This window comes from Sphingobium agrisoli, from assembly GCF_041877245.1.
Taxonomy (GTDB): Bacteria; Pseudomonadota; Alphaproteobacteria; order Sphingomonadales; family Sphingomonadaceae; genus Sphingobium.
The window spans coordinates 49934-76048 of record NZ_JBHDJI010000006.1; the positions used below are offsets into that span (position 1 = coordinate 49934).

The 26115-nt window shown below is 66.1% G+C and carries 29 protein-coding genes; 15 read left to right on the forward strand and 14 right to left on the reverse strand.

Translation table 11 applies throughout. The features are described from left to right. Positions 1–3: 3 nt before the first annotated feature. Genes ACETPF_RS11380 through ACETPF_RS11415 form a run of 8 tightly spaced genes read right to left on the reverse strand, consistent with a single transcriptional unit; the run spans position 4 to position 2785 of the window. On the reverse strand, positions 4–243 hold the full coding sequence (locus ACETPF_RS11380; protein ID WP_373934592.1) for a hypothetical protein: 240 nt from the start codon (positions 241–243) through the stop codon (positions 4–6). A 29-nt stretch (positions 244–272) separates the two neighbouring features. Next, complete coding sequence (locus tag ACETPF_RS11385) at positions 273–524, reverse strand: hypothetical protein (RefSeq protein WP_373934593.1); 252 nt, start codon at positions 522–524, stop codon at positions 273–275. A 36-nt stretch (positions 525–560) separates the two neighbouring features. Further along, the gene (locus tag ACETPF_RS11390; protein WP_373934594.1) at positions 561–905 is read right to left on the reverse strand and encodes a hypothetical protein; all 345 of its coding nucleotides are present in this window, start codon (positions 903–905) and stop codon (positions 561–563) included. A 24-nt stretch (positions 906–929) separates the two neighbouring features. Then, the gene (locus ACETPF_RS11395) at positions 930–1220 is read right to left on the reverse strand and encodes a hypothetical protein (RefSeq protein WP_373934595.1); all 291 of its coding nucleotides are present in this window, start codon (positions 1218–1220) and stop codon (positions 930–932) included. 33 nt (positions 1221–1253) lie between these two features. Further along, positions 1254–1628: an envelope stress response membrane protein PspC gene (pspC, locus tag ACETPF_RS11400; protein WP_066764369.1), complete on the reverse strand. Its 375-nt coding sequence runs from the start codon at positions 1626–1628 to the stop codon at positions 1254–1256. A 1-nt stretch (position 1629) separates the two neighbouring features. Further along, a complete protein-coding gene (pspB, locus tag ACETPF_RS11405) occupies positions 1630–1896 on the reverse strand; it encodes an envelope stress response membrane protein PspB (RefSeq protein WP_373934596.1) in 267 nt (88 codons plus the stop codon). Positions 1897–1900: 4 nt separating this feature from the next. Next, positions 1901–2569, reverse strand: coding sequence for a phage shock protein PspA (gene pspA / locus ACETPF_RS11410; RefSeq protein WP_373934597.1), 669 nt, complete (start codon positions 2567–2569; stop codon positions 1901–1903). A gap of 42 nt (positions 2570–2611) precedes the next feature. Beyond that, positions 2612–2785: a hypothetical protein gene (locus ACETPF_RS11415; protein ID WP_373934598.1), complete on the reverse strand. Its 174-nt coding sequence runs from the start codon at positions 2783–2785 to the stop codon at positions 2612–2614. A 184-nt stretch (positions 2786–2969) separates the two neighbouring features. Between ACETPF_RS11415 and pspF the strand changes: the two genes are divergently transcribed. After that, on the forward strand, positions 2970–3995 hold the full coding sequence (pspF, locus tag ACETPF_RS11420; protein WP_373934599.1) for a phage shock protein operon transcriptional activator: 1026 nt from the start codon (positions 2970–2972) through the stop codon (positions 3993–3995). Positions 3996–4001: 6 nt separating this feature from the next. On the opposite strand, the gene ACETPF_RS11425 is transcribed toward pspF, so the two are convergent. Next, a complete protein-coding gene (locus tag ACETPF_RS11425) occupies positions 4002–4880 on the reverse strand; it encodes a 3-hydroxyacyl-CoA dehydrogenase NAD-binding domain-containing protein (RefSeq protein WP_373934600.1) in 879 nt (292 codons plus the stop codon). A gap of 176 nt (positions 4881–5056) precedes the next feature. On the opposite strand from ACETPF_RS11425, the gene ACETPF_RS11430 reads away from it, so the two are divergent. The 8 genes from ACETPF_RS11430 (at position 5057) to ACETPF_RS11465 (ending at position 12004) form a co-directional block, all read left to right on the forward strand. Beyond that, positions 5057–5521: a YbgC/FadM family acyl-CoA thioesterase gene (locus ACETPF_RS11430; protein WP_373934602.1), complete on the forward strand. Its 465-nt coding sequence runs from the start codon at positions 5057–5059 to the stop codon at positions 5519–5521. Continuing rightward, positions 5518–6222 (forward strand): protein TolQ, encoded by a 705-nt coding sequence (gene tolQ, locus ACETPF_RS11435; RefSeq protein ID WP_373934603.1) that lies wholly within the window; start codon positions 5518–5520, stop codon positions 6220–6222. The genes ACETPF_RS11430 and tolQ overlap by 4 nt, the downstream gene beginning before the upstream one ends. After that, positions 6222–6680 (forward strand): protein TolR, encoded by a 459-nt coding sequence (gene tolR, locus ACETPF_RS11440; RefSeq protein WP_373934604.1) that lies wholly within the window; start codon positions 6222–6224, stop codon positions 6678–6680. Before tolQ ends, tolR begins: the two co-directional genes overlap by 1 nt. A gap of 18 nt (positions 6681–6698) precedes the next feature. Next, positions 6699–7712: a cell envelope integrity protein TolA gene (tolA, locus tag ACETPF_RS11445; RefSeq protein ID WP_373934605.1), complete on the forward strand. Its 1014-nt coding sequence runs from the start codon at positions 6699–6701 to the stop codon at positions 7710–7712. Next, positions 7709–9043: a Tol-Pal system beta propeller repeat protein TolB gene (tolB, locus tag ACETPF_RS11450; RefSeq protein WP_373934606.1), complete on the forward strand. Its 1335-nt coding sequence runs from the start codon at positions 7709–7711 to the stop codon at positions 9041–9043. The genes tolA and tolB overlap by 4 nt, the downstream gene beginning before the upstream one ends. 94 nt (positions 9044–9137) lie before the next feature. Continuing rightward, positions 9138–9656, forward strand: a complete 519-nt coding sequence (pal, locus tag ACETPF_RS11455) for a peptidoglycan-associated lipoprotein Pal (RefSeq protein ID WP_373934607.1) — start codon at positions 9138–9140, stop codon at positions 9654–9656. 68 nt (positions 9657–9724) lie between these two features. Then, the gene (locus ACETPF_RS11460; protein ID WP_373934608.1) at positions 9725–10915 is read left to right on the forward strand and encodes an SGNH/GDSL hydrolase family protein; all 1191 of its coding nucleotides are present in this window, start codon (positions 9725–9727) and stop codon (positions 10913–10915) included. 42 nt (positions 10916–10957) lie between these two features. Further along, complete coding sequence (locus ACETPF_RS11465) at positions 10958–12004, forward strand: LacI family DNA-binding transcriptional regulator (protein WP_373934609.1); 1047 nt, start codon at positions 10958–10960, stop codon at positions 12002–12004. Between the two features lie 22 nt (positions 12005–12026). Here the strand turns inward: ACETPF_RS11465 and ACETPF_RS11470 are convergent, their stop codons facing one another. Together ACETPF_RS11470 and purD are read right to left on the reverse strand one after the other, a co-directional pair. Further along, positions 12027–12584 carry a helix-hairpin-helix domain-containing protein gene (locus ACETPF_RS11470; protein ID WP_373934787.1) on the reverse strand — a complete coding sequence of 186 codons (558 nt, stop codon included), beginning with the start codon at positions 12582–12584 and terminating at the stop codon, positions 12027–12029. Between the two features lie 173 nt (positions 12585–12757). Continuing rightward, a complete protein-coding gene (gene purD, locus ACETPF_RS11475) occupies positions 12758–14035 on the reverse strand; it encodes a phosphoribosylamine--glycine ligase (protein WP_373934610.1) in 1278 nt (425 codons plus the stop codon). A gap of 7 nt (positions 14036–14042) precedes the next feature. On the opposite strand from purD, the gene xseA reads away from it, so the two are divergent. Genes xseA through ACETPF_RS11490 form a run of 3 tightly spaced genes read left to right on the forward strand, consistent with a single transcriptional unit; the run spans position 14043 to position 16595 of the window. Next, positions 14043–15536 (forward strand): exodeoxyribonuclease VII large subunit, encoded by a 1494-nt coding sequence (gene xseA / locus ACETPF_RS11480; protein ID WP_373934611.1) that lies wholly within the window; start codon positions 14043–14045, stop codon positions 15534–15536. Positions 15537–15555: 19 nt separating this feature from the next. Next, positions 15556–15765: a DUF2093 domain-containing protein gene (locus ACETPF_RS11485; RefSeq protein ID WP_373934612.1), complete on the forward strand. Its 210-nt coding sequence runs from the start codon at positions 15556–15558 to the stop codon at positions 15763–15765. Further along, entirely contained in the window at positions 15765–16595 is an 831-nt protein-coding gene (locus ACETPF_RS11490; protein ID WP_373934613.1) for a M23 family metallopeptidase, read from the forward strand. The genes ACETPF_RS11485 and ACETPF_RS11490 overlap by 1 nt, the downstream gene beginning before the upstream one ends. Here the strand turns inward: ACETPF_RS11490 and ACETPF_RS11495 are convergent. After that, positions 16592–17104: a hypothetical protein gene (locus ACETPF_RS11495; protein WP_373934788.1), complete on the reverse strand. Its 513-nt coding sequence runs from the start codon at positions 17102–17104 to the stop codon at positions 16592–16594. The two genes, ACETPF_RS11490 and ACETPF_RS11495, sit on opposite strands and share 4 nt — an antisense overlap. A 418-nt stretch (positions 17105–17522) precedes the next feature. Between ACETPF_RS11495 and ACETPF_RS11500 the strand changes: the two genes are divergently transcribed. Further along, positions 17523–20543, forward strand: a complete 3021-nt coding sequence (locus ACETPF_RS11500; protein WP_373934614.1) for a TonB-dependent receptor domain-containing protein — start codon at positions 17523–17525, stop codon at positions 20541–20543. A gap of 73 nt (positions 20544–20616) precedes the next feature. Here the strand turns inward: ACETPF_RS11500 and ACETPF_RS11505 are convergent, their stop codons facing one another. Further along, entirely contained in the window at positions 20617–21648 is a 1032-nt protein-coding gene (locus ACETPF_RS11505) for a hypothetical protein (RefSeq protein ID WP_373934615.1), read from the reverse strand. A gap of 132 nt (positions 21649–21780) precedes the next feature. Between ACETPF_RS11505 and ACETPF_RS11510 the strand changes: the two genes are divergently transcribed. Both ACETPF_RS11510 and ACETPF_RS11515 read left to right on the forward strand, forming a co-directional pair. Next, the gene (locus tag ACETPF_RS11510; protein ID WP_373934789.1) at positions 21781–23031 is read left to right on the forward strand and encodes an aspartyl/asparaginyl beta-hydroxylase domain-containing protein; all 1251 of its coding nucleotides are present in this window, start codon (positions 21781–21783) and stop codon (positions 23029–23031) included. Between the two features lie 108 nt (positions 23032–23139). Next, complete coding sequence (locus ACETPF_RS11515; protein WP_373934790.1) at positions 23140–23340, forward strand: hypothetical protein; 201 nt, start codon at positions 23140–23142, stop codon at positions 23338–23340. Between the two features lie 43 nt (positions 23341–23383). Here the strand turns inward: ACETPF_RS11515 and clpB are convergent, their stop codons facing one another. Continuing rightward, positions 23384–25963: an ATP-dependent chaperone ClpB gene (gene clpB, locus ACETPF_RS11520; RefSeq protein ID WP_373934616.1), complete on the reverse strand. Its 2580-nt coding sequence runs from the start codon at positions 25961–25963 to the stop codon at positions 23384–23386. Between the last annotated feature and the right edge of the window lie 152 nt (positions 25964–26115).

Consider the following 26115-nt stretch of genomic DNA (forward strand, 5'->3'; position numbering starts at 1 on the left):
TTGTTACAGATCGACGCCCGCCGCGATTGCTTCCAGCTTGCGGATGCGTTCCTTGAGGTCGGCAACCTCGATCCGGGCGGCGGCCGAAGGTGGCGCGCTGTCCTCGCTCTGCGCGTAGCGGATCAGTTCCGCGCGCTTCAGCTCCAGCCAGCCATTCCAGCCCCGCAGCGTCGCCGCGGTGACGATCGCCAGACCGGCAAGGCCCGTCGCCGCGAGGGTAAGGTAGAGATAGGGGTCTTGCATCTAAGCCTCCCTGTCGGAGGGGCCCGCCGTCAGTCGCGGTCCCGCAGTTTTTCGAATTCGCGCTCCAGTGCGGTGGAGCTGTCCGTCGCGAGCCGTTCCAGTACCGCGACGCGATCCTTGAGCGCCTTCACCTCGGCGCGCAGCCGCTCGGCTTCCGGGTCAGGGCCGCGATGGATGAACTCCTCGCCCTTGTCCCGGCGCACCACGCCCATTTTGGCCTTCACGACCTGAACGATGCCGACGATCGCGATGATGGCGACGACCATTTCAAACGGATTCATGTCTGTTCACTCCCTGTTGGCGCGCTGGTGGCCGGCTCAGTTGGCCGGACCGCGCAGCCGTTCGATTTCGCGGGTAAGCTGGTGGCTTTCGTCGGTGACGATGCGCTCCACCACGGCCAGGCGATCCTTCATCGATCCGACCTCGGCGCGAAGCTGGGCGTTTTCCTGGCTCAGCAGCTTGATGCGCTCGACCATTTCCTCGTTCCGCTGCGGATACACCGCCTTGCCCCAGCTGTTTTCCAGCGGGTAGCCGTGCCGCACACGGAGCCAGGTGGTGAAGATCCATCCCGCCACCGCCATCGCCCCGATCAGCAGCCCGCCGCCGATGATCCACGGCAGGTTGGGGAGGATGACGGCGTCTGCGATATCAACCTTGTTCATGATCTTTCCCCTTGCCCGGCCGTGTCAGCGCAGTGCGTCGATTTCGCGCGCGGTGCGGGTGGCGGGATCGGTGGCGATCCTCTCCAGCACGGCGATGCGTTCCTCAAGGCGGCTGATGCGGCCTGTCAGCTTTTCGTTTTCCCCGGCAAGCAGGTCGATTTTTCGACCGGCGTCGGGATCGGTTCGATGAGCGACGCCCGACCATTCATTTTCCACCGGATAGCCGTGGCGCGCCCGGACCCAGGTGGTGAAGGCCCAACCGATCGTCGATATCGCGATGATCGCAAGGACGAACAAGGGACTGCCGAAGTTCATGACGATTCTCCCCTTCTTCTCTGGCCGATCCGATCAGCGCAGGCTGTCGATTTCTTCGGCAAGCCGGGTGTTGCGGCTGGTGTAATAGATTTCGATGTCGGCCAGGCGCCGGTCGATGTCGCGAAACTTGGCGCGGACGTCGCGGGTGGAGCGCGCCGGGTTGGCGCGCACGCCCTGCCAGAATTTCTGGTCGTCCCGGTCGGTGTAGAGCCCCGATGGCTTGTTGTCCGCGATCACGCCGATGGCGAAATAGCCCAGCAGCGTCCAGCCGATGATGAAGAAGGACAGGAACATGGCGACCCGAACCCAGACCACGTCGATCCCGGTATAGTCGGCGATGCCGGAGCACACGCCCATGACCTTGCCATTGGCCTTGTCGAGGTAGAATTTGGTGCGGCGGGCGCTCATGTCAGTTCCTCCGGTCGAAGCTGTAGTCGTCCGTCTCTTGCGGACGCGTGGGGCGGAAATCGGGATTGTCGGCGGCGACGATCCGTTCGACCGTCTGGAGCCGTTCTTCCAGCCGGCGGGCGAGAAGGTGGAGTTCGTCCAGCAGCTTCTCGTCCTCGTCTGTGATCTTGGGCGCCTGCTTCCATTTGGTGACATAGTGGAAGATCAGCCAGGGCATCCCGATGAACAGCATGCCGCAGATGACAACAGGCAGGAACACGTCCTCCATGGCCTTATTCCCCCTTGTTCATGCTGGCCTTGAGCGCCGCGAGATCCGCGTCGACCTTGTCGGCCGTCTTCAGCTCGGCAATCTCTTCCTCCAGAGTCTTGGGCTGCTGCCCCAGGCTCATGGCGTCGGCACGGCCCTCTGCCATGTCCACGCGGCGCTCCAGCATGTCGAAGCGGGCGAATGCCTCATTGACCTTTTCGCCGGCATAGGCTTCGCGGACGCGCAGGCGGTTTTCCGCGCTCTGCATCCGGCTGACCAGGCTGTTCTGGCGGGCGCGGGCTTCGCGCAGCTTGGCCTGGAGCTTGGCGATGTCGGTTTCGGACGCGGCCAGCGCCTCGTCCAGCGTGGCGATCTCATGATCGAGCTGCTCGGCCATGTCGGCCGCCTTCTGCCGTTCGACCAGAGCCGCCTTCGCCAGATCCTCGCGGTCCTTGCTCAGCGCCAGCTGGGCCTTTTCGGTCCAGCTGTCCTGAAGCGCGGCCAGCTTGGCAATGTGGCGGCGCATCTCCTTCTGGTCGGCGATGGTGCGGGCGGCAGACGCGCGAACCTCGACCAAGGTCTCCTCCATTTCGAGGATGATCATGCGGATCATCTTCGCCGGATCTTCCGCCTTGTCGAGCAGATCGGTCACATTGGCGGCGATGATGTCGCGGGTGCGGGAGAAAATGCCCATTTTTACGTCACTCCTGGTCGTGTCTCGAGAAGACCGCTTGGCTCAGGCAAGATAGCGCGAAGCGGCGGCCATGTCGTGCTTGGCAAGCGCGGGGGCTTCGCTGGCGCGGGCCGGGCCGACCGCCGAAAGGATCATGGTCGATCCGAACAGAACGGCGGCGATGGCGACCGACATCAGCTGGCCGATCTCGCGGATGCTGTTGGTCTGCTTTTCCATTTTATGCTCCCTGAACCTTGGCCTTCATATGGTTCCGCATCTGTTTGCGGATTGCTTTGAGCTTTGCAGACCCCGTGCCAACTTGTGAAAAGGCCCGGAAATCTGCCATTTCGCATCGCTTGAGGCCGGTGCGGTCCAACATCGCACTTGCCAAGCAGTGGGAAATTTCACCATAAGTTGGGCCATGGAGAAGAATACGCAGTTTGTCGGCCAGAGCTTTGCCTTTCTCGACGCGGTTGAACTGGCCGGCCGCGCGGCCGAACTCAATCGGCCGGTGCTGGTGATCGGCGAGCGGGGAACCGGGAAGGAGCTGATCGCGGAACGGCTCCATCACCTCTCGCCGCGCTGGGGCGAGCCGCTGATCGTCATGAACTGCGCCGCTTTGCCCGAAACGCTGATCGAGGCCGAACTGTTCGGCCATGAACAGGGCGCCTTCACCGGGGCGACCAAGGCGCGTCCGGGCCGGTTCGAGGAGGCTGACGGCGGCACCCTGTTTCTGGACGAACTGGGCACTTTGTCGATGGCGGCGCAGGAACGGCTGCTGCGCGTCATCGAATATGGCGAGGTGACACGGATTGGCGCGTCGCGGCCGGTGACGGTCGATGTGCGGATCGTCGCGGCAACCAACGAAGACCTGCCTGCCGCCGCCGATGCCGGGCGGTTCCGCCCCGACCTGCTCGACCGGCTGAGCTTCGAGGTCATCACCCTGCCCCCGTTGCGTGCGCGCGAGGGCGATGTGGCGGTGCTGGCCGACCATTTCGGGCGGCGCATGGCGGCGGAACTCAACTGGCCGCAATGGCCGGGCTTCACCGCCGCCTGCGCCGCCGAGCTGGAAGGCTATGGCTGGCCGGGCAATGTGCGCGAGCTCCGCAATGTGGTGGAGCGGGCGGTCTATCGCTGGGACGAACCCAATAAACCGATCAGCCGCATCACCTTCGATCCCTTCGCTTCACCGTGGAAACCCAAGGCCCTGATGCCAAGGGCGGAGGAAGGCGATCCTGCCCCCGCCCGTGCGTCGGCAAGCGCGATGCCCGCGCCTCTCGATGACATCACCGACCTGCGCGCAGCGGTGGACGCGCATGAAGTGGCGATCATCCGTGCCGCGCTGGAACGCTATCGCTATAATCAGCGGGCAACGGCGAAGGCGCTGAGCCTCAGCTACGACCAGTTGCGCCATTGCATGAAGAAGCATGGGCTGAGCGCGGGCTGATCCGGGTCAGCGGGTCGGCACCGGCTCCGGCCCCGAATAGTCGTAGAAGCCGCGCCCGCTCTTGCGGCCATACCAGCCGGCTTCGACATATTTGACCAGCAGCGGCGCGGGCCGATATTTCGGGTCGCCCGTCGTGCTCAAAAACACGTTGAGGATTTCGAGCGCGGTGTCGAGCCCGACGAAATCGAGCAGGGTCAGCGGACCCATGGGGTGGTTGAGGCCGAGCTTGCAGCCCTGATCGATGTCGGTGACGCCGCCCACGCCCTCGCCCAGCACGAACACCGCTTCATTGAGCATAGGCAGCAGGATGCGGTTCACGACGAAGCCCGGCGCGTCGAAGGCGTGGACGATGGTCTTGCCGATCTTCGTCGCATAGCCCTCAATGGCGGCGACCGTTTCCGGCGTGGTGGCAAGCCCGCGGATGATCTCCACCAGCACCATGACCGGCACGGGATTGAAGAAATGCAGCCCGATGAAGCGGCCGGCATCGGGCGCGGCCTGGGCCAGGCGAGTGATCGGAATGGAGGACGTATTGGTGGCGAGGATCGCGTCGGGGCCGAGCAGCTTGCCCACATTGCCGAAGATGGCGCGCTTGACCTCTTCGCGCTCGGTCGCGGCCTCGATCACGAACTGCGCGGCGCTGAGCGGCGCGAGTTCGCCGACGGGCGTGATACGCGCCAGCGTCGCGTCGGCGTCGGCCTGGCTGATTTTCTCCTTCTCCACCGCACGGGACAGCAGCTTGGCGATGTTCGCCTTGCCCTTTTCAGCGCGAGGAAGATCAATGTCGGACAGGATGACGTCATAGCCGGCCTGCGCCGACACCTGCGCGATGCCGATGCCCATCTGTCCCGCGCCGATGACGCCCAGGGTGCGAATATCCGTCATATGCCTGTCTCCCTCCATCTTTCCGCCCTCCCTTAGCGGCGGCTCGCGCCCGCCGCCAGTGCCCGCGCCCTGTCAAATGCGCGAGGCGGCGAGGCGAGCAGGCGGGCGCGACAGATGACATCGATGAACGATTTCCCGCTTTGCGTGGAGGGTGCGCCATGGTTAAAAGCCGGCCCATGTCCTTGCCCACACTGATGCCCGCGTCCGGCCGCTTCGTTTCCGCCGTGCATCATTTCCCGCTGCGCATCTATTTCGAGGACACCGACCTGTCGGGGCTGGTCTATCACGCCAATTATCTGCGCTATATGGAGCGGGCGCGATCGGACATGCTGCGCCTGGCCGGGATCGACCAGCGAAGCGAGCATGAGGGTGGCGCGGGCGTCTATGCCGTCACCGACCTCTCGATCCGCTACCGCCGGCCGGCGCGGCTGGACGACGATCTGACCGTGGTGAGCCGCGTCATCGACGTGCGCCCGACGCGCTGTACCATCGGTCAGGCGGTCATGCGTGACGCGGACGAATTGACCGACGCCAGCATCACCGTCGCCTGGCTGACGCCGCAGGGCCGGCCGCAGCGACAGCCCAAAGCCTGGACCGACATCTACACCCGCCTTTGCCAAGGGGACGATCTTCACCCATGAGCCTCCACCTGACCGCCGGCGCGATCACCGACGCCGCGACCCTTTCCCCTCTCGCCCTGTTCCTTCAGGCCGATATCGTCGTCAAAGGCGTAATGCTCGGGCTGCTGCTCGCAAGCATCTGGACCTGGGCGATCATCATCGGCTTTTCCATCACGCTGCGCCGGGCGAGCAAGGAAAGCCGCAAGTTCGAGGCGGATTTCTGGAAGGCGGAGGATATCGACCGCTTCTATGAATCACGCGGCAAGACCGATTTTCCGGCGGCCAAGGTGATGGCGGCGGGTGTCACCGAATGGCGTCGATCGACCGCGCAGCGGGTGATCGACCGGGAAGGGACGCGCGACCGCCTGTCGACGTCCATGTCGAGCGCGATCGCGGCGGAGGTGGATCAACTGTCCGACCGGCTGAACATATTGGCGACGATCGGGTCGGTCGCGCCCTTCGTCGGGCTGTTCGGCACGGTATGGGGCATCATGCGCGCCTTCACCTCGATCGCGGCGGAGCAGAATAGCAGCCTGGCGGTGGTCGCACCCGGCATCGCCGAGGCGCTGTTCGCGACCGCCATCGGCCTGTTCGCGGCGATTCCGGCCGTGATCGCCTACAACCGCTTCAGCCATGGCATCAACCGGCTGGAGGCGGGCCTGTCGCGCTTTGCCGACGGCTTTTACGCGACGCTAAGCCGTGAACTTGAGGCGCAACGCTGATGGCGATGGCGGGACCGCCTTCCAGCCGGCGCGGACGCGGGCGTGCGCCGATGGCGGACATCAATGTGACGCCGCTGGTCGACGTCATGCTGGTGCTGCTGATCATATTCATGGTCACAGCGCCGCTGCTGGTGACGGGTGTGCCGGTGAACCTGCCGGAAACGCGGGCCAAGGCGCTGGATGAGGACCAGAAACCGACCGTCGTGTCGATCGACCGCGACGGCGGCCTGTTCATCGACGACGCGCAGATCAGCGACGCCGACCTGCCCGATCGGCTGGCCGAGATCATGTCGGCCAATGCCGGCAAGGCCGAGCCGCCGCAAATCTTCCTGCGCGCGGATACCGCGCTGGACTATGGCCGGGTGATGCGGGTGATGGGCGAGCTCAATCGCGCCGGGCTCAACAAGGTCGCGCTGGTCAGCACCGATGCCGGTGCGGACAGCGGCGGTTCAGACTAGGGGCCATAGGCCGGGCATATGGAGCGCGCGGAAAAAATCGGTTTAGGCGTAGCGACGGCGGGGCATGTCCTGCTGTTCGGCCTGCTGTCCGCCGGATTTCTGGCGTCGCCCAATCCGCTGAAGCTCAAGTCGCCGCCGATGGACGTCAGCCTGGTGGACGAGGTCGCGCTGCAATCCGCCGCGCCGCAGGTGTCGACCCAGCCACCGCCGCCCAGCGTCGCGCCGGAGCAGGGGCCGACCGAGGACGCCAAGCCTGCGCCCGCGCCGGAACCCGAACCGCAGCCCGAACCGGTTCCGTCGCCGCCCAAGCCGGCACCCGCGCCCAAGCCCGCTCCCGCGCCTCCGCCCAAGAAGGTCGAGCCCCCCAAGCCGCAGGAAAAGCCCGCGCCGGCCAAGAAGCCAGTGGCTAAGGCTCCGGCCAAACCCAAGCCAGCGCCGGAAAAGCCCGCGCCCAAAGCGAAACCGACGCCTGAGAAACCGAAGCCGGCAGCGGCAGCGCCCGCCAAGCCGGCAAAGAGCGAGGCCAAATCTTCGGCTCCCGCCAAGAGCAGCAGCAGTAGCAGCAAGGCTACCGCGCCCGCCAAAGCGTCAGGACAGGGCAAGGCGGAGAAGCCGCGCGGGTCTTTGCTGGGCAAGGATTTCCTCAAGGGCATCGACAGCACCGATGACGCCCCGCGCAAGCCCGCGCCGCCGCCCGCCGCCGTCATGGGGCCGCAGCAGAAGGCAGCGCTGGACGCCGAGATTCGTCGCCAGTTGAAGCCGCATTGGCGACCGCCGTCGGGTGCGGACGCGGACAAGCTGGTGACGTTGCTGGAGGTGCGGCTGGACCAGAATGGCAATATCGTGGGCACGCCGCAGGTGATCGACCAGCAGGGCGTGACCGCCAGCAACCAGCCGCAGGCCAAACTGCATGCCGAGCGGGCGATCCAGGCCGTCAAGCTGGCGTCGCCGTTCCGCAATCTACCGGGCGAATTTTACGACCAATGGAAATGGCTGCGGCCACTCCGCTTTGACGCGAGGCTGAACCGATGAAGACCCACTTGTTGCGCCGCCTGCTCGTGGCGACCGCCGCGCTTTCCGCCATCCTCTCCGCGCCCGCACTGGCGCAGCTGTCGGTCGACGTGACCGGCGACATCGACAGCAACCTCAAGATTGCCGTCCCTGCCCTCCCCGCGCAGCAGGATGTTGACACGCCCGCCGGCACCGCGTCGGACCTTGGCCGCAAGATCGCGGAGGTGATCGCGTCGGACCTCAAAGGCTCGGGGCTGTTTGATCCTTCGGGTCCGGGCGGGATGCCGCCCGTCGCTTTTCCCGAGGTCACCAACCCGGTCTATGACAAATGGGGCGCATACCAGGCGCTGGCGCAGGGCTTCGTGCGCACGACCGGGGGCGAGGCGGACATTACCGTCGGCTGCTATCTCTACGACGTAGCGCTGAAGCAGGAATTGACGCGGCAGGGCTATGTCGTCGCCCCGCGCGACTGGCGACGCGCCGCGCACAAATGCGCCGACGCCATCTATGCACGGCTGTCGGGCGAAAGCCCCTTCTTCGACAGCCGCATCGCCTATATCGCCGAAAGCGGGCCCAAGGGAAACCGCACCAAGCGGCTCGCCATCATGGATTCGGACGGGGCGAACCACCGGTTCATCACCAACGGCCAATCGATCGCGCTGACGCCGCGCTGGTCGCCCGACTACAAGTCGATCGTCTATGTGAGCTATCTGGGCAGTCGGGTGCGCCTCTATGTCTACGACTATGGCAGCGGCCAGCAGAGGCTGGTGACCGAAAGCAACAACCCGACCTTCGCGCCGCGCTGGTCGCCCGATGGCCGCAGCATCCTCTTCTCGATGGCTGTCGCCGGCAACACGGATATCTACCGCGTCGGCGCCAATGGGGGCACGCCGGTGCGGCTCACCACCTCGCCAGGCATCGACGTCGGCGGCAGTTACTCGCCGGATGGCAGCCGGATCGTGTTCGAGAGCGATCGGTCGGGCGGGCAGCAACTCTACGTCATGAACGCCGACGGATCGAACCAGCAGCGGATCAGCCATGGCGGCGGACGCTATGCGACGCCCGAATGGTCGCCGCGCGGCGATCTCATCGCCTTCACCAAACTGTTGGGCGACTTCAAGATCGCGGTGATGACGCCCAGCGGCGACAATGAGCGCATCCTGACCAATGGCTGGCAGGACGAGCAGCCGACCTGGTCGCCCAATGGCCGCGTGCTGCAATTCTTCCGCACGACACCGGGCCGCCAAGGCAGCAGCCAGGTGTGGCAGGTCGACCTGACCGGCGTGAACGAGCGGCGCATCCCCACGCCCTTGAGCGGATCGGACCCGGCCTGGGGACCGTTGTTGCCGTGAGGCCCAAGGGAACCAGTTCGTCTTGACAGCGTAACGAACTTCACGAACCATGTCCTGTCTTCGCGGGTGGGCAGACGAAATAAAGGAGACCCCGATGAAATTGTCCCGGACCATCATCATGGCGAGCGCCGTGATCGCGCTGGCCGCCTGCTCGAAAAAGCCGCCTGCCGACCTGCCCCCGCCGCCCGCCGGGTCGGGGACCGGCGCGACGGCCCCTAGCGGCCCCAGCACGCCCGCCGGCCCGCGCAAGGGCAGCCAGGAAGATTTCGTCGCGTCGGTCGCGTCCGACCGCATATTCTTCGGCCTCGATCAATATGACATCGACGCCGAGGATCAGGCGACGCTCCAGAGCCAGGCGGCGTGGTTGCAGCAGAACCCGTCGGTGCGGGTGACGATCGAGGGCCATGCCGACGAGCGCGGCACCCGCGACTATAATATCGCGCTGGGCGAGCGCCGCGCCAATGCAGCGAAAAACTATCTCGCCTCGCTCGGCATCGATCCGGGCCGGATCACCACCGTCAGCTATGGCAAGGAACGACCGGCGGCGCTGGGATCGGACGAAGCGGCCTGGGCGCAGAATCGCCGCGCGGTGACCGTTACCATTCAATATTGAGCGTTCGCCAAGCGCCGCTACAAGAAATCCGCCGGCCGCCGATGACCGGCGGGTTTCTTTTTGGAGGGATGAAGATGCGGACGGGCGTGATCGGCGCTGCTCTGGTGCTGACTCTGGGCGCTGCGCCAGCGCTGGCGGAGGGCTGGTCGCGCAGCTGGATGGCCGCGCCGCAGGTGGCGGGCGCGCCGGCGGAGAACCGGCCCGATCTAGCCGACCGCACCGTGCGACAGGTGGTGCGGATCAGCAGCGGGGGGCAGCGCATCCGCCTGCGCCTGTCCAACGAAATGTCGGTCCTGCCGCTGGAGGTGGGCGCAGTGCATGTCGCGCTGGCGAGCGAGAATGGCGCGATCGTGCCGGGGTCCGATCATGTCGTTACCTTCGACGGGCGGCGCGATGCGCTGATCCCCGCTCGCGCGCCGCTGCTGAGCGACCCGATCGCGATGCCGGTGAAACCGCTGACGCATGTCACCGTCAGTATCCATATGCCGCGCGGTGCGCCCGATGCGACGGTTCACAGCTATTCGGCGGCCACAGGCTGGACCGCGCCGGGCGATCAGACGGCGGCGGTGCGTATGACGGGCGAGAGCCGGATCGAGCCGCGGCTGATCCTGACCGCGGTCGAGGTCGAGAATCGCAAGGCCGGCACGACCATCGTCACGCTGGGCGATTCGATCACCGACGGCGTGCGCGCGACCCCCGATAGCAACCGCCGCTGGCCCGACTTGCTGGCGGAGCGGTTGCAGAAGGCGGGACGGACATCGGTCGGGATCGCCAATGCCGGGATCAGCGCGAACCGGCTCTTGTCGGAAGGGGCGGGCTATAATGCTCTGGCGCGGTTCGACAGCGATGTTCTGGCGGTGCCGGGCGTCACCCACGTCGTCATCCTGGAAGGAGTGAACGACCTTGGCAATGCCGCGCGCGCCGGACAGATGTTGCGGCCCGAGGCGCTGATCGGCGCATACCGCCAGATGATCGCGCGGGCGCACGACCGGGGCGTGAAGGTGATCCTGGCGACGATCCTGCCTTACAAGGGGGCAGGCTATTGGAGCGAACCGGGCGAGACGGCGCGCTTGGCCGTCAACCATTGGATCAGGACCAGCGGGCAAGCGGACGGCTTTGTCGATCTGGACAAGGCGATCGCAGACCCCGCCGATCCGGCGCGCATGGCGAAGCCCTATGATGTGGGCGATGCGCTCCATCCCAATGACGCGGGGTTCAAGGCGATGGCCGACGCCTTCGACCTGCGCCTTTTCCGCTGAACCGGCGCCTATGCTTTGCTCGAAAAGCGGTTAGGACAGGGCATGGACAAAAACCAGAACGGCAAGGCGCCAACGATCAGGGATGTAGCGGCGAAGGCCGGCGTATCGGTGATGACCGCGTCGCGCGCGGTCAACGGCAAGGCGCTGGTTAGCGCCAAGGCGCAGCGCGCGGTGGAGCAGGCGGTCAAGGCGCTGGGCTATGTCCCCAATGCATCGGCGCGGGCGCTGGCGGGCAATGTCGACCGGCGGGTGGCGCTGCTCCACAGCAATTCGACCACATCGGCCTATCTCGGCGAACTGCTGCTTGGCGCGCTGGGCGAAGCGCCGCAACGCCATCTGCATATGGTGGTCGAACAATGCGCGCCCGGCGCCTATGTCGAGGAGATTGTCGAGCAGGTGGCGCAGGCGCATGTGGCGGGCGTCATCCTGCCGCCGCCGCTGTGCGACTGGGCGGAGCTGGTCGAGGCGCTCCATGCCCGCGAGATCGCGGTGGTGGCGGTCGCCCCCGATCAGGATGGCGACGAGATGCTGAGCGTGGGCACCGACGATCGCCATGCCGCCTACGACCTGACGCGCCATCTGGTCGAGTTGGGGCATCAGCGGATCGGCTTCATCGCCGGCAATCCGCGCCACCGGTCAAGCGCGCGGCGGTTGCAGGGCTTCCGCGATGCGATGGCGAGCCATGAACTGCCGGTGGACGAGGCGCTGATCGTGGCGGGCGACTATAGCTATCGGTCGGGCCTCGACGCGGCCGAGCGGCTGATGGGGCTGGACCAGCGCCCGACCGCCATCTTCGCCTGCAATGACGATATGGCCGCTGCCGCGATCACCGTCGCGCACCAGCGGCGGATCAACGTGCCGGCGGAGATCAGCATCTGCGGCTTCGACGATACGCCGCTCGCGAGCGCGATCTGGCCGGCGCTGACCACCATCCGCCAGCCGATCCGCGACATGAGCCGCGAGGCGATCGGCCTGCTGGCGATGCGCTTTCGCAGCCAGGATGAGGGCGCGAACGGTATCGTCGGCAAGGTGAAGCTGGATTATCAGCTGATCCGCCGCCAGTCGGACGCCGTGCCTGCGCGCCATTGATGACGGCGCGGCAGCTCCGCCCTTAGACCTTGCCGTATTTCGCCTCAAAACCGGCAAGGTCGCCGGCGGCCAGATATTTGGCCTGATCGACCCACTGGTCGCGCACCGGACGACCCTTGAAGTTGCCGAGGCGCGCGTCGATGGCGGCGATGTCGCTTTCCGACCAGGCGGCGATCTCAGCATAGCGGGTGACGCCGAGTTCGATCAGCAGAGCCTTGAGCTTGGGGCCGACGCCCTTCAGGCGGAGCAGATCGTCAGCCTGCTCCGAGGCGGCGGTAACCGCCGACGAAGCCGGGATCAGTTCGGAGGCTGGCTGGGGCGTGACCGGCATGACGGGTTCGACCGGAACCACGACGGGAGCCGGCGGAACCGCCTCAGGCGCAGCGACGACGGCCGTCGGTTGGGGGGCGGCTGCGACAGCAACGGCCTCAGGCGGGAGCGACGCGACGTCGACTGACGTCGGCGAAGCGTCGGTGGTGCGCTCCGCCTTGCTGCGGCCCGAAAGGAGAAAGACCAAGGCGATCACCACGAGCAGGCCGATCAGCAACCACAGCCCATAGTCCATGAAGAATTCCTGCATCGCCCGCTTATCTCCCCTGATGATGATTTGCGCCATTTAAGAACGGACGACGCCGCGCCGCAAGAGCGTCACGCCGTTTCGCGGGCGACCTCCCTCCAGCCCCTTAGCCCGCTTCGCGGGCGGCCTCCCTCCAGCCCCCTAGCCCGCTTCGCGGGCGACCTCCCTCCAACCCCCTAGCCCGCTTCGCGGGCGACCTCCCTCCAACCAACGTCGCGGCGGCAGAACCCGGTCGGAAAATCGATCGCATCGACGGCCGCATAGGCGGCCGCTTGGGCAGCGCTGACGCTGTCGCCGGTCGCGGTGACGTTCAGCACCCGGCCGCCGCTGGCGACGAGCGTTCCGTTGCGATCGGCGGTGCCGGCGTGAAAGACCTTGGCCCCCTGCGCTTCCGCCGCGTCCATGCCGCCGATCGCGCCGCCCTTTTCCGGCGTGCCAGGGTAGCCTTTCGCCGCCATGACCACGGTCAGCGCCGTCCGGTCGGCCAGCGCCACCGGCTCTTGTTCCGCCAGCCGCCCTTGCGCCACGGCCAGCAGCAGGTCCACCAGATCGCCATCGAAACGCATCATCAGCACCTGACATTCCGGGTCGCCGAAGCGGGCATTATATTCGATCAGCTTCGGGCCTTCGTCGGTCAGCATCAAACCGGCATAGAGCACGCCCGAATAGGCCATCCCCTCCGCCGCCATCGTTTCCACGGTGGGGCGGATGATCGTGTCGATCACCTGCGCTTCCAGTTCGGGCGTCAGCACCCGCGCCGGGCTATATGCCCCCATGCCGCCGGTATTGGGGCCGGTGTCGCCGTCGCCTACCCGTTTGTGATCCTGCGCCGAACCGAAGGGCAGGATCGCGCTGCCGTCCGTCAGGGCGAAGAAGCTAGCCTCCTCCCCTGTCATAAATTCTTCGAGGACGACCTCCTCGCCCGCCGCGCCGAACGCGCCGGAGAACATGGAGTCGAGCGCCTGAAGCGCTTCCTCGCGGGTTTCAGCAATGATGACACCCTTCCCCGCCGCCAGCCCGTCGGCCTTGATGACGACGGGCAGGGTGAAATCGTCGAGCGCCGCGATCGCCCCGTCCTTGCTGGTAACGCGCACATAGGCGGCGGTGGGGATGTTGGCTCGCTTGCACAGATCCTTGGTGAAACCCTTCGACCCTTCCAGCTGCGCGGCCTTCCTGTTCGGGCCGAACACCGGCACGCCCATCGTGCGGAGATTGTCGGCGAGGCCATCGACCAGCGGCGCTTCCGGCCCGATCACCACCAGGCCGATCGAATGGCGCGTGCAGAAATCCAGCACCGCGCGATGATCCGAGGCGTCGAGGTCGACCAGCCGCGCATGCTGGGCTATGCCGGGATTGCCCGGCGCGGCATAGAGGGTCGAAAGCCGGGGCGATTGCGCCAGCTTCCACGCCAGCGCATGTTCGCGGCCGCCGCCGCCCAGCAGAAGGATGTTCATTTCGCCCATGTCCCCGGAATATGACGCCTATGACAGTTCGGCCCGCCTGTTAGCCGAGGAACGGGCGGGCGACAACGCGCCGCCGCTGACCGTCAGCGAATTGTCGGCGTCCCTGAAGCGCACGGTGGAGGACCGGTTCGGCCATGTCCGCCTTCGCGGCGAGATTTCGGGGTTCAAGCGGGCGGCGTCGGGGCATCTGTATCTCTGCCTGAAGGACGACAATGCGGTCATCGACGGGGTGATGTGGAAGGGCGGCGCGCAACGGCTCGCCTTTGCCGCGCAGGACGGGGTGGAAGTCATCGCGACCGGCAAGCTCACCACTTATCCGGGGCGGTCCAAATATCAGATCGTGATCGACCGGATGGAGCTGGCAGGCGAAGGCGCGCTGATGGCGCTGCTGGAGAAGCTGAAGGCGAAGCTGGCCGCCGAGGGGCTGTTCGCGCCGGAACGCAAGAAGCCGCTCCCCTTCCTGCCGCGCACCATCGGCGTGGTGACGTCGCCCACCGGGGCGGTGATCCGCGACATATTGCATCGCCTCTCGGATCGCTGCCCGACCGACGTGCTGGTCTGGCCCGTGCTGGTGCAGGGCGCCGGCGCGGCCGAACAGGTGGCCCGCGCGGTGCGAGGCTTTTCCGCGATGGACGGCAGCGGCCCCCTGCCCCGGCCCGATCTGGTGATCGTGGCGCGCGGCGGCGGGTCGATCGAGGATCTGTGGAGCTTCAACGAGGAGATCGTCGTCCGCGCCGTTGCAGACTGCACCATTCCGATCATCTCGGCCGTGGGGCATGAGACCGATACGACGCTGTGCGACCATGCCGCCGACCGGCGTGCGCCCACGCCGACCGCCGCCGCTGAAATGGCGGTGCCGGTGCGGGCGGAGCTGCTGGCGGGCCTCACCGAAATGGGCCTGCGGTCGGGCAGAGCGGTGCGGCGCAGCGCGGCGCAGGCACGCGAACGGCTGGAGATGCAGGCGCGGCTGATGCCGACGCCCGACACACTGCTCAGCCCCCAGCGGCAGCGGCTCGACCAATTGTCCGACGCGCTGGCGGGCGGGCTGCGCCATCGGCTGGCGGAGGCGCGCGCGCATCTGAGCGAGGCGGGAGCGGCGCTGCGCCCGCCGCTGCTCAGGCAGCACTTACTTCGCGCGGCCGAGCGGCTGGGCCGGCTGCGGCTGAGGCCCGACTATCTGACGCGCGCGCATCGCGACTGCGCCACAGCGTTCGACCGGGTGGCGCGCCATTTCGCCTCGCTCGATCCCGACCTGCCGCTTGAGCGCGGCTATGCGCGGGTGATGGCGGGCGGGCACCTGGTCGCATCGGTGGACGCGGCGCGGACGGCGGGCCAAGTGGTGCTGCATTTCCGCGACGGGACGGTCGGCGCGCGGGTGGGCGATGCCGTGCGCTCGCTTGAGCCAGCGACAGCGCCCGCTATATCTCCTCCCTCCCGTCCGGCGCGTAAGGCGCGCGGTTCCGAAGAGGGACAGCAAGATCTTTTCTCCTGACGCGCAGAAAGGCCGCCTCATGCTGATGTCCAATAGCGACCGGGTCGCCCGGCTTCATTATATGCCCTACAGCTTCCGGGTGTTGCAGGCGGGTGATTATGTGCTCTGTGCGGTGACGGGGCAGAAAATCGCACTCGAACATCTGCGCTACTGGAGCATCGCGCGGCAGGAAGCCTATGCCAGCGCAGAGGCGTCGGTCGAGGCGGAGCAGCGGGCGGTACGCGGTTGATGCGGAGAGCGGGAGCCGCCGCGCTGCTATGGGCGACCGGGGCCGTGGCGCAGCCGCCGGTAGCGCACGATTTCCGTTTTGAAGGACGCGCGGTGCAGGGCGGGGTGATGCTGGGCACAGCGCCTGCCGGAACGGTGGCGCTGACGCTCGGCGGACAGCCGGTGCCGCTCGATGCCGATGGGCGCTTCCTGATCGCCTTCGATCGCGACGCTGCGCCGGCGGCGAAGCTCAGCGCACGGACGAGCGACGGGCATGTCGTCGAACGAACGCTGGAGGTCGGCCCACGCGCCTGGCGGATCGAGCGGATCGATGCCCCGCTTCGTCCGACCAAGGACAGCGCGGCCTTTCTGGCGCTGCGCCAGCCCGAACTGGCGGCGATCGCGGCGGCGCGGGCGATGGTGACACAGGCGCAAGGGTGGCGGCAGCGCTTTATCTGGCCCAGCGTCGGACGGGTATCGGGCCTGTTCGGCGCGCAGCGCGTCTACCAAGGCGTGCCGGGCGCCTATCATGGCGGGGTCGATGTGGCGGGCGCGACCGGCACGCCGGTGGTCGCCCCGGCCGACGGCGTGGTGATCCTGGCCGCCGCCGACAAGCCCTTCACCCTGGAGGGGCATCTGCTGATGATCGACCATGGCCATGGCTTGAACAGCGCCTTCTTGCACCTGTCTCGGATCGACGTGAAGGTGGGAGACGCGGTGCGGCAGGGCCAGCGTATCGGCGCCATCGGGGCGACGGGCCGCGCCACCGGGCCACATCTCCACTGGGGGATGAAATGGAACGATGCGCGGATCGATCCCCTGCTTGTGGCGGGGGCGATGCCGGCGGGTTAGCCGACCCGCCGCATCCGAACGGCGCGGCCGCCCGCGACTTTGCCCATGTAGCTGCCCATGGCCGCGCGGCGGATTTCGATCATCTGTCCGACCTTGGGTTCCCGGCCGGTCACGGCCTCGGTCGTCGCCCATTGCGCGCCGTCTTCAAGCCCGATCTGCCACTTGCCATAGCCCATGCTGCGTAGCGACGCGATCTTCGCTTCGATATGGCTGAAGCCCTCCTCCTCGCGCGCCACCTCCTGCTCGTCATCGCCGCCACCCAGAAAAGGCAGCTTCGGGAAAGAAAAGCCGAACAAGGTCTTTCGGGTCTTTTTCAGTTCGCTCTTGTCCAGAACGACGACTTCGTCGCGCTGCGCTGCGGCATCCATGGCGGCGGATTGCCGATCGAAACAGGCTAGCCGTGCGGCGTCCTCCGCTATGGCGCGGCATTGGAGCAGGCTGGTGAAGATTTCAGGGCGGGGCTGCTGCGTCTTAGGCGCGGCGGCCACCGATACGCCAAGCAGCGCCATGCCGCCGCCTGCCAGCCAGATTATCGCGCGCTTCATCGGACGCCCTTTTCCCTCGATCCTGCCACGGACGCTAACATGCACCGGCCGGGCGGCAGGTCAAGCGTTGCGTCGGTGAACCGCAAGGGGTCACAAAAGATTCGTCATTCCCGCCTAACTCGCAGCTTTTGGCGCGCCACCCACGCCGTCCCGCAATATTGTTGCCATACGAATGTAAAACTGCGCTTTCGTTGCCGTGTTGTAATTATGATACAGCCGCATTCAAAAGCAACGGTTGCCCTTTTCCCCTGCTTTACAGCGCCCATAACCCCGCGCAGGTTCGCCCGATCCATGTGGGGGGATCGCTGTCGGGCACCATATCCTCCCACACGGGCCATTTCAGTGGCAGGCATCTGCCACCTCCAGAGCAAGGGACTGGACCGTGACAACATTTTCGAAAAGGGCACTTTTGCGTGCCAGCGCCGCTCCGGCGATCCTGGGCGCGTCGCTGATCGCAACCGCAGCATTCGCGCAGGATGCGCCGCAAGCGGCCGAAGCGACCGAAGGCGACACCATCATCGTGACGGGGTCGCTGATCAAGAACCCGAACCTGGCGCGCTCCACGCCGGTGACCACGACCACCGCCGACCAGATCGAGCTGAAGCAGAACAACACTGCGGAAGAAATTCTGCGTGAAATTCCGGGTATTGTCCCCAGCATCGGCTCGGCCGTGAACAACGGCAACGGCGGCGCTTCTTTCGTCAACCTGCGTGGCCTGGGTTCCAACCGCAACATCGTTCTGATCGACGGCAACCGCCTGGTGCCTGCCGAATTGAACGGCCGTTTCGACCTTAACAATATCCCGGTCGCCCTCGTCGAGCGCGTCGAAACGCTGACCGGTGGTGCTTCCACCACCTATGGTGCGGACGCTATCTCGGGTGTGGTGAACTTCATCACTAAGTCGGACTTTGCCGGCGTGGAAGCGAATGTCGCCAATCAGCTCACCGAACAGGGCGACGGCAATTATTTCCGTGCCGACCTCACCATCGGCGCCAACTTCGACGATGGTCGCGGCAATGTCGTGTTCGCGGTCGGCTATCAGCAGTCGGACCCGGTCTATCAAGGCCAGCGGTCGTTCTCGAACTTCTCGATCGACTCCTTCTCCGGCGCAAATGGCGGCTCGGGCACGTCGACCCCGTCGCGCTTCACCAACGTGAACACGACCGGCGCTGATTCCATCACCACAGGCTGCGGCCTGGCGGGCCAGCCGGCTTGTAACACGGTCCAGGGCAACCGGCAGGTTCTCGCCGCCGGTGGCGGCTTCCGCGGCACTTCTGCGTTCGACGCCTATAACTTCAACCCGTTCAATATCTTCCAGACGCCGTTCGAACGCTTTAACATGTTCGGCTCGGCGCGCTACGAAGTCAGCGACGCGGTGGAAGTGTACAGCAAGGGCATCTTCTCGAAGAACACCGTCAGCACGATCATCGCTCCGTCGGGCGCGTTCGGGATTTCGGTCGTCGTCCCGCTGAGCAACCCTTACCTTACTGCGGCCCAGCGTAACGCCTTCTGCGCCTTCGACACCAACCCGGGTGTCGGCTACACCCCGCGCTTCACTCAGGCGCAGTGCGACGCGGCAGCGACCGCGCAGCCGACCCTGGCTGACGGCACGGCAAATCCCGACTACCGGACCGTTACCACGACGCTGTCCCGTCGTGCGACTGAACTTGGGCCGCGCATCTCGGACTTCGTTACGACCTTCTTCGATTATCGCATCGGCGCACGTGGCGGCATCACCGACACGATCGATTGGGATATCGCGGGCGCCTATGGCGAATCAGAGAATGTGCAGACCCAGCAGGGCTACTGGCTGAACTCGCGCGTTCGCCAAGCGCTTCTTGCGACCAACACCAACACCTGCCTCACCGACACCAACGGGTGCGTGCCGCTCAACGTCTTCGGGCCGGACGGTTCGATCACTGCCGCGCAGAATGCCTACCTGACCGCCAACAGCCTGGTCGCGACCAAGACGTCGCTGGCGCAGGTCAAGGGCGTCATCAATGGCGACGTCGGCGTGGCGAGCCCCTGGGCGTCGGACGCGATCGCCTTCGCCATCGGCGGCGAATTCCGCCGGTACAAGGCGAGCCAGGAATCCGATCTGCTGTCGCAGTCGGGCGATCTGGGCGGTGCCGGCGGCGCAGCGCCGAATATTGACGGCGGCTACGACGTGTACGAAGCCTTCGGCGAGTTGATCCTGCCGCTGGTGCAAGACAAGCCCTTCTTCCACGAGCTGTCGGTTGAAGCGGGCATCCGCTATTCCGACTACACCGTCAAAGCGCCCAACGCCTCGGGCTACAACACCACGACGTGGAAGGTCGCGGGCAACTGGGCGCCGGTAGATGGCTTCAAGATCCGCGGCAATTACAGCCGTGCGGTTCGCGCGCCCAACATCGCCGAACTGTTTGCGCCTGTGAACACCACGCTGACCAACCTGGACAACGATCCTTGCGCCGGTGTCGCACCGACGCAGAACGCGAACCTGGGCGCGGTCTGTATTGCACAGGGCGCAACCGCCGCCCAGCTCGGCTCGATCATCAACGATCCGGCCGGCCAGGTAAACTCGACCGGCGGCGGCAACCTCGCCCTGGGACCGGAAAAGTCGAACAGCTGGGGCGTGGGCATCACGCTTCAGCCCAGCGCTGTGCCCAGCCTCAGCCTGACGGTCGACTATTACAACATCAAGATCACCGGCGCGATAACCTCGCCGACTCCTGATGACGCGGTTCAAGCGTGTTTTGCCAATATTACGGCGGCAAGCGCGACCGACCCGGCATGCACCAGCATCCGCCGCGATCCGGGCACGGGTGCCCTGTTCGGCGAAGCCGCTGTGGCCCCTGGCCTTCCGCTCACCCTGTCGAACCTGGGCCGCCTGGCCACCGACGGAATCGACGTTCAGCTGAACTACAGCAAGGATATCGGCTTCTCGACGTGGTCGCTCAGCGCCATCGGCAACTGGACCAACAAATCGACCTTCCAGGCGACGCCGACGTCGTTGAACCGCGACTGCGTGGGGCTCTACTCGGTCAACTGCGCCTCGATCCAGCCAGAGTTCAGCTGGTCGGTCCGCAACACGCTGGCGTTCAAGTCGTTCGACGTGTCGGTGCTGTGGCGCTACATCGACGGCGTGAAGTATGAGGACGGCGACGCTTTTGTCGGCACCCTCAACGGCAAGCAGGTCGACTTCAACACCATTCCGGCCGAGCATTATTTCGACCTGACCGGTCGTTTCCATGCTTCGGACGAGCTGACCTTCACGCTGACCGTGCAGAACCTGCTCGACAACCAGCCCAAGGTCGTGGGTAACACCATCGGCTCGACCAGCTACAATAGCGGTAACGTCTATCCGTCGACCTACGACGCGCTGGGCCGCCGCTACACGGTCGCCGCCAAGCTGCGCTTCTGATCGCGGTTCACATCCGATAAAAGAAAGGGCCGGTGGCGACACCGGCCCTTTTCTTATGCGCGGTGGCCGGGCGTCAGGCCAGCAGTGGGGCCGGCAGATCCAGCGGAATGCCCGCGCCTTGCGCGACCGCGCGTGCCCATTCGCCGACCTTCTCGACCTCATCGCGGAACAGATCCTGGCCGCGCCGGGCATCCTGTGCGCGCTGGGCCTGGCCGAAGGCCGCGCCGGTCTTGCTGTCGCGCGCGAAGATCGGACCATCGACGATCCGGTCGATCACGCCCGCTTCCATCGCTAAACCAAACAGCGCCGCCAGCGCGCCAAGCGCCGTGCGAGGGTCCGCGATCAGCGTGTCGCTGTTCAGGGTCGCCACCCGCCCCGGATTCTGCCGGGCGAGGGCCGCGAACTGATGCTGTTGCGCCAGCCAGCCGGCTGCGGCGACCTGAATGTCCGTCAGCGCAAGATACTGGTCCGGCGCGATGCCGAGCGGCGCGATCATGCCTTCGCGCAGCAGCTTGCCGAACAGGTCGCGCACCCATAGCCGCCCCCACATGCCCTTGCGCGCGATCGAGGCGAGATAGGCATCGAGGGGGGCATGGAGGAAGAGCGCCCGCGTGGCGGGGCGCATCGCTAGCATAGCCGGGATGAGCGGATTGACGATATTGGACGGCTTTATCACCACCGCTTCTCCCGATACGAAGGGTCTGGCGAGCAGGCGCATGGATTGGTCGAGCACGCGGGCAACCTGAGCGCCCTGCGCGCCGCGATGCCGCCACCCGACGAGATCGTTGAGCAGGACAGGCTCTTTGAGGGCCATGGCGACGCCGGGAATGTCGAAGGCGGCGGCTAGCAGGGTCGAGCAGCAATAGGCCGAATGGAATATGAAATGCACCGGGCCAGCCGCCGCCGCGTGAGCGAGCGCGTCCTGTGCCGTCAGCACGACAGGATCCACCTCGCCCAGATGCGCGTCGGTCAGAAAGGGAAGCTCGGCATGACGGGCACGGGGCACGAAGCGAAAATGAAAAGCGTCATGGCCCGGATCATAGCGGTGGGCCAGCCATTCGGCCTGTCCGGCGATGTCGGCAACGGAAGAGACGGGGCGGGTCATTTCCTGCCTGTTACATGGTGGAGCCCGATCGGCAAGCAGGCGCACAAATGGGCTGGTGACGCCCGATAGCAACCTATGATAGCACCCGTTATCGGCAAGGGGGCTTGCATGGACGGGACAGTCGCGCGGCTGATGCGGCAGGCGGTGGAGGCGAGGCAGGCGCGCAGGCCGGCGGAAGCGGAGCGCGCCTTGCAACAAGCGTTGGCATTGGGGCCAGGGGAGCCACAGGCGCTCAACCTGCTCGGCCTCATTGCGCTCGAACAAAGCCGTCATGCTGACGCGCGGCGCTATTTTCTGGAGGCCACCAAGGCCGATCCGCGGGAGCCGGCGCTATGGATGAACGTCGCGTCGGCCGAACGCGGCCTGGGTTCGGGCGAAGGCGAGCGCGCGGCGCTCGATCATGTACTCGCGATCGACCAGCGCAACCTCATGGGCCAGGTGCGTATGGCACAATTGCAGCAACGGCTGGGCGAGCGTCAGGGGGCGGTCGACAGCTGGGGAAAGGTGCTGGCGCTGGCATCGGCCATCCCCGATGTGCCGCCGGCGCTGGCGGAGATTCTGGTGGAAGCGAGGCGCTTCGTGCAGGATCACCAGGCCCGCTTTGCCACTTTCGTGGAGGCGGGGGTGGCGCAGAACCTGATTCAGGCCGATCCGGTAGCGCGGCGGCGTTTCCAGGCGTGCCTCGACCGGGAATTTGGTCGCCGCGACATCTTCACCAATCAATGTTCGGGGCTGCATTACCCGTTCCTGCCCGCAGACGAGTTTTTCGACCGCCCGCACTTCCCCTGGATGGCTGAGCTGGAGGCGCAGTCGGGCGCGATCCGCGACGAGTTTCTAGCGCTGGTCGCCGCAAGGGGCGACACCGTCCGCCCCTATGTCAGGCAGGAGGCGGGGACGCCCGAGAATAAGTGGACCGCGCTCGACGGATCGCTCGACTGGGGCGCGGCCTTCCTGTGGGAATATGGCGTGCGCAACGAGGCCGTCTGCGCCGCCTGTCCGAAGACCGTCGCGGCGCTGGAGGCGCTGCCGCGGGCGGATATCCCCGGCCGCGCCCCGTCCGCCTTCTTCTCGCTTCTCAAGCCGCGCAGCCATATTCCCGCCCATAGCGGGGTGACCAACACCCGGGCGATCATCCACCTGCCGCTGATCGTTCCGCCGGGGTGCCGCTTTCGTGTCGGAGGCGAAACGCGCGTCTGGGAAGAGGGCGTGGCTTTCGCCTTCGACGACACGATCGACCATGAAGCCTGGAACGACAGCGATCATTTGCGCGTGGTGCTGATATTCGATGTCTGGAATCCGCATTTGTCGCTTGAAGAACAGATGCTGTTGAAGCAATTCTATGCGACGGCCGATGCCAGCAAGACCATGATGGCGGGCATCTAACCGGCGGCGCGCGCAGGAAAAGCCCGGCCGTCCTTTCGGGAGACTTTTAGAATGCGTGCTGCGAAGTTGATTATTGCGTCCGGTCTGTTTGCGATCGCCCTGCCGGCTATGGCCGAGGACAAGCCCAAGCTGGACCGAAACGATCCGAACGCGACACGCTGCAAGCGGCTGGCGGTCACCGGATCGCTGGTGCGGAAAGAGCGCGTCTGTCGGACGAACGCGGAATGGCGGGCGACGAGCGAGCAGCAGAATCGTGACGCCGACGACCTGATTACACGCAGCCGCGCGGGGATGAACCCCAACGGCTAAGCCAGACCGGGCCGGCACTCGGAAGAGAGCCGGCCCGCAGCTGTCACGCCACCTCCAGCCGTAAAGCGCCATCGCCATCCTCGACCCGCACCGTTGCCCCGTCGGGCACTTCGCCGCGCAGGATGAGGTCGGCGAGGGGGTCTTGCAGGTAGCGCTGGACCGCGCGCTTCAGGGGTCGCGCGCCATAGACCGGGTCATAACCCACGCGGCCCAGCCACGCCCGCGCGCCGTCGGTCAGGTCCAGGCTGATCTTGCGGTCCTTGAGCAGCTTGCCGATGCGCGCGACCTGAATGTCGACGATCGGGGCCATGTGGCTGCTCCCCAAGCGGTGGAACAGGATGATCTCGTCCAGCCGGTTCAGGAATTCAGGCCGGAAATGGGCGCGGACCACGTCCATCACCTGATCCTCGACCTTTTCCACCGGATCATCGTCGCCCAGCGACGCGATAAATTGGCTGCCAAGGTTGGAGGTGAGCACGATGATCGTGTTGGTGAAATCGACTGTGCGCCCCTGTCCGTCGGTCAGGCGGCCGTCGTCCAGCACCTGAAGCAGGATGTTGAACACGTCGCCGTGCGCCTTTTCGACCTCGTCGAACAGGACGACCTGATAGGGGCGGCGGCGGACGGCCTCGGTCAGCACCCCGCCTTCCTCATAGCCGACATAGCCCGGCGGCGCGCCGATCAGGCGGGCGACCGAATGCTTCTCCATGAACTCGCTCATGTCGATGCGGACCATCGCGCTGTCGTCATCGAACAGGAAGCCAGCGAGCGCCTTGGTTAGCTCCGTCTTGCCGACGCCCGTCGGCCCCAGGAACAGGAAGGAACCAAGCGGGCGGTTGGGGTCTTGCAGCCCGGCGCGGGACCGGCGGACGGCGGTCGATACGGCCTTGACCGCATCGGCCTGACCGATGACGCGCTTGCCGAGTTCGGCTTCCATATTGAGCAGCTTCTCGCGCTCGCCCTCCAGCATCCGGTCGACCGGGATGCCGGTCCAGCGGCTGACGACGGCGGCGATGTCTTCCGGCGTCACCTCCTCGCGCAACATCGCACCCTTGGAAGCGGACTGCGCTTCCTCCAGCTGCTTTTCCAGCGTCGGGATGGTGCCATATTGCAGCTCGCCCGCCTTGGCATATTCGCCCGAGCGCTGCGCCTGCTCCAGCGCGACGCGCGCGGCGTCGAGCTGTTCCTTTAGCCTGGCTTCGCCGGCAATCTTGTCCTTTTCCGCCTGCCAGCGCTGGGTGAGTTCGGCCGACTGCTGCTCCAGATTGGCGAGGTCGGCTTCGAGCGCGGCGAGCCGGTCCTTCGACGCCTGATCGCTTTCCTTCTTCAGCGCCTCGCGCTCGATCTGGAGCTGCATGATGCGGCGGTCGAGAGTCTCGATCTCCTCGGGCTTGCTCTCCACCTCCATGCGAATGCGCGAGGCGGCCTCGTCCATCAGGTCGATCGCCTTGTCGGGCAGGAAACGATCGGTGATGTAGCGGTTGGAGAGGGTCGCGGCAGAGACGATCGCGCTATCGGCGATGCGGACGCCGTGGTGCGTCTCATATTTGTCCTTGATGCCGCGCAGGATCGAGATCGTGTCCTCGACCGTGGGTTCGCCGACGAAGACGGGCTGGAACCGTCGCTGGAGCGCGGGATCTTTCTCCACATATTTGCGATATTCGTCCAGCGTGGTCGCGCCGATGCAGTGCAGCTCGCCGCGTGCCAGGGCGGGCTTGAGCAGGTTGCCGGCATCCATCGCGCCTTCGGACTTGCCCGCGCCGATCAGCGTGTGCATCTCGTCGATGAAGAGGATGATCTGCCCTTCGGCGCCCTTCACTTCGTCGAGCACGCCCTTCAGCCGCTCCTCGAACTCGCCGCGATATTTGGCGCCAGCGATGAGCGAGCCCATGTCGAGCGCCATCAAGGTGCGATCCTTGAGCGTGTCGGGCACGTCGCCATTGGCGATGCGGAGCGCGAGCCCCTCGGCAATGGCGGTCTTGCCGACGCCAGGTTCGCCGATGAGGACGGGGTTGTTTTTGGTCCGGCGGGCGAGGATCTGGATGGTGCGACGGATTTCCTCGTCGCGGCCGATGACCGGATCGAGCTTACCCGCGCGCGCCGCTTCGGTCAGGTCGCGGGCGAATTTCTTGAGCGCGTCGTAGCGATCCTCCGCGCCCGCCGTGTCGGCGGTGCGGCCGCCGCGCAGCTGGTTGATGGCGGCGTTGAGCGCATCGGGCTTCACCCCGGCGGCGGCGAGCGCCTTGCCCGCGGCGGTGGTGGTGGCGAGGGTCAGGGCGAGCAGCAGTCGTTCCACCGTCACGAAGCTGTCGCCCGCCTTCTGCGCGACCTGCTCGGCGGTATCGAGCACGCGCACAGCGTCATTGTCGAGGCCAGGCGTCTGCTGCGCGCCGCTGCCCGAGACAGACGGCACCTTGGCGAGCGCTGCGTCGGTTTCGCGCAGCGCCGTGGACGCGTTTCCGCCAGCCGCCTTGATGAGGCCGGACGCCATGCCCTGTTCATCCTCCAGCAGTGCCTTCAGCAAATGCTCCGGGCCGATCCGCTGATGGCTCATGCGGATGGCGACGGTCTGCGCCGACTGGAGGAAGCCCTTGGCGCGATCGGTGAATTTCTCGAGGTTCATGGCGGTCCCACTCTCACTTTCTGGGCGAGATGTAGTGTTGCCGAAAAACAACACAAGGGTTGCGACAAGATTATCGCGCGGGACGGCGCGGTGGCCCATCGAAGCGTATTGCGCCGCTACCACGCCCCGCTATGGTGCGGGCAGTTGCGGCG